Source organism: Ligilactobacillus sp. (assembly GCF_036846325.1).
GTDB lineage: Bacteria > Bacillota > Bacilli > Lactobacillales > Lactobacillaceae > Ligilactobacillus.
Genome location: NZ_DAIUCE010000154.1, coordinates 1 through 2,529 on the forward strand (window position 1 = coordinate 1; position 2,529 = coordinate 2,529).

Here is a 2,529-nt window from a genome sequence, read left to right on the forward strand (position 1 = left end):
CGAGGGTCGTGGTCTATCATAAAGAAAACGGAGGTATTTCAGATGCCAGAAATTATGGCATCGCGCATGCTAAGGGTAAATATGTGACTTATGTCGATCCAGATGATTGTGTTGATGAAGATTATGTTGAAATTTTGTATAATCTTTTGGTTAAGTATAATTGCAAAATGTCGATTTGTCCGCATCGTGTTCACTATGAAAACGGAGATGTTGCCGATTTGGCGGATGGACTTGAGTTTGATGATGATAAGGTCCTTTCAAGCAAAGAATGCATTGAAAGAATGCTTTATCATGAAGTAATTGATACGTCAGTGTGGGGAAAACTGTATGAAAGGGAACTCTTCCAAGGGATTGAGTATCCCGTTGGAAAACTCTTTGAAGATCTTGGAGTAACTTATAAGCTGATGCTTAGATGCAATCAGATTGCTGTTAATGGAAAATCAAAGTACACATATAACTTCCATGATTCTTCAATTGTTAACAGTCAATTTAATGAACATAAACTTGATATGATTGAGATGGCCGACAATTTGGCTAAGGAAGTCAATGAGATTTACCCTGAGCTGGAATCTGCCACCAAGAGGCGACAGGTGTATGCAAGGCTAAGTACGCTGAATCAGATGTTGTATGCAAAAGGTCCTGAGTTTGAGCAAAAACGTCGTGAAATTATCAATTACGTTAATCTAAATTCAAAAGAAGTCGCGAAGAATCCACGCACTCCCAAGAGAGATAAAATGGCTTTTCTTCTTTTGAAACTGGGATATCCAGTGTATCGTTTCTGTTGGTTGCAGTATAGAAAAAAAATCATGAATAACTAGCAAAATCCTCCAAAAACGCTGAGAATTTTTGGAGGATTTTTGTTGTTTGACCATGTCCGTTTCAAGAAAAAATAAAAACTCCAAACGTTGGATTCGACGTTTGGAGCGTAATAATATATAACAGATAAACTGTTAACTCATTGCCACATGACCGTTCATTTTGCCATGCGGCTTTTTATGATGATCGTTGTTGTCCTTCTGGTATTTTTCTTTCGAGTATCTTGCGCGCAAGCCCCACAAAATCGAAACGGTATCAACGACTTCCTGGAACATTGCGCCGACAAGGGCCGGAATAACGCCCGTACTTGCAATCAGCATCAAACCGATGCAGATGAAGATGCCGATCAAAACCGCCTGACGAGCAATGCGCATGGTATCTTGCGCAATTATGACGGCTTTGGAAACTTTTGACAGATCGTCTTTCAAAATAACGATGTCTGCCGATTCGCTCGCAGCCGTTGATCCGTTGGCGCCCATGGCGATTCCGACGTCTGCCGTTGCAAGCGAAGGAGCATCATTGACTCCGTCTCCGACCATGATGACGGGGCGCTTGTCTTTTGAAACGTTCTTCAAAGCGCTGATTTTGTCTGTTGGGAGCAGATCGGCCTTGACGTCGGTAATTCCGACTTGCGGAGCAATTTTTTCAGCGATTGCCCTTTGATCGCCCGTCAGCATGACGAGATGTTCAACGCCGTGTTCTTTCAGTGACTTCATGGTTTCCGGAGCTTCCTTACGGATATGATCAAGGAAGGTCACGTATCCCCAAAGCTTGTCATCGACGGAAACGTAGATGGCAGTTTCAGGCAACGACTCCATTTTGTCCGTTGGAGCGACGTACTCAAGTTTTCCGACCATGACTTTGTGACCGTTGATTTGAGCTTTGATGCCCCTGCCGGTTTCTTCTTGCAGCTCTTCCGGCGAATCGAGGTCGATTCCTTGTTCGTTTGCGTAAGAAACGAGCGAACGTGCAAGAATGTGGTTTGTTGCCTGTTCTGAACTTGCCGCAAGTTCGAGTAGCTTGTTTTTATCAATGTCGTCTAGCGCAACGACCGAATCAATCGTCAGTTTCCCGCTTGTAATGGTTCCAGTTTTGTCAAATGCAGCGGTTTTAGCCGTTGCGAGTTTTTCTAAGACGTCTCCCGTTTTGATGACGATGCCGTTTCTTGATGAGCGACTCATCCCGGAAACGATGGCAACCGGTGCCGCCAAAATAAGCGGGCAAGGCGAAGCAACGACCAGAACTTCTGCAAATCTGACCGGATCTTTTGAGATGAACCATGCAATCCCTGCGATAATTACGGCAATCGCCGTGAACGGAACCGCATATCGATCGGCCATTCTGACGAATTTGCCGGGTTTGCTGTCGGCTTCTTTGACCAATTGAACCAAGCGTTGGTATTGACTGTCTTTAGCCAGTTTATCGACGAACATCGTTAAAGAAGCATCCCCGTTGACTGATCCGGAATAGATGTCATCACCGACTTTTTTGCTTACGGGGACGGATTCTCCGGTCAAAGAAGATTCATCCAGACTGCTTTGACCAAGAATAACGTGACCATCGACCGGAACGAGTTCCCCTGGACGCACGACAAGCTTATCGCCGATGTTTGCTTCATCAACGGAAATGTCTTCAGTTTCATCCCCGTTCAAACGATGGGCGACATGCGGTGAATTGTCAAGCAGTGCCTTGAGTTCCGTGTGTGCTTTTTTC

The 2,529-nt window shown here is 44.7% G+C and carries 2 protein-coding genes; one reads left to right on the forward strand and one right to left on the reverse strand.

Annotated elements, in window-relative coordinates:
• Positions 1-818 (forward strand): glycosyltransferase family 2 protein (locus tag V7Z60_RS09595; RefSeq protein ID WP_334117591.1); only part of this gene is annotated, 818 nt, incomplete at its 5' end.
• A 132-nt stretch (positions 819-950) separates the two neighbouring features.
• Here the strand turns inward: V7Z60_RS09595 and V7Z60_RS09600 are convergent.
• Positions 951-2,529 (reverse strand): heavy metal translocating P-type ATPase (locus V7Z60_RS09600; RefSeq protein ID WP_334117592.1); only part of this gene is annotated, 1,579 nt, incomplete at its 5' end.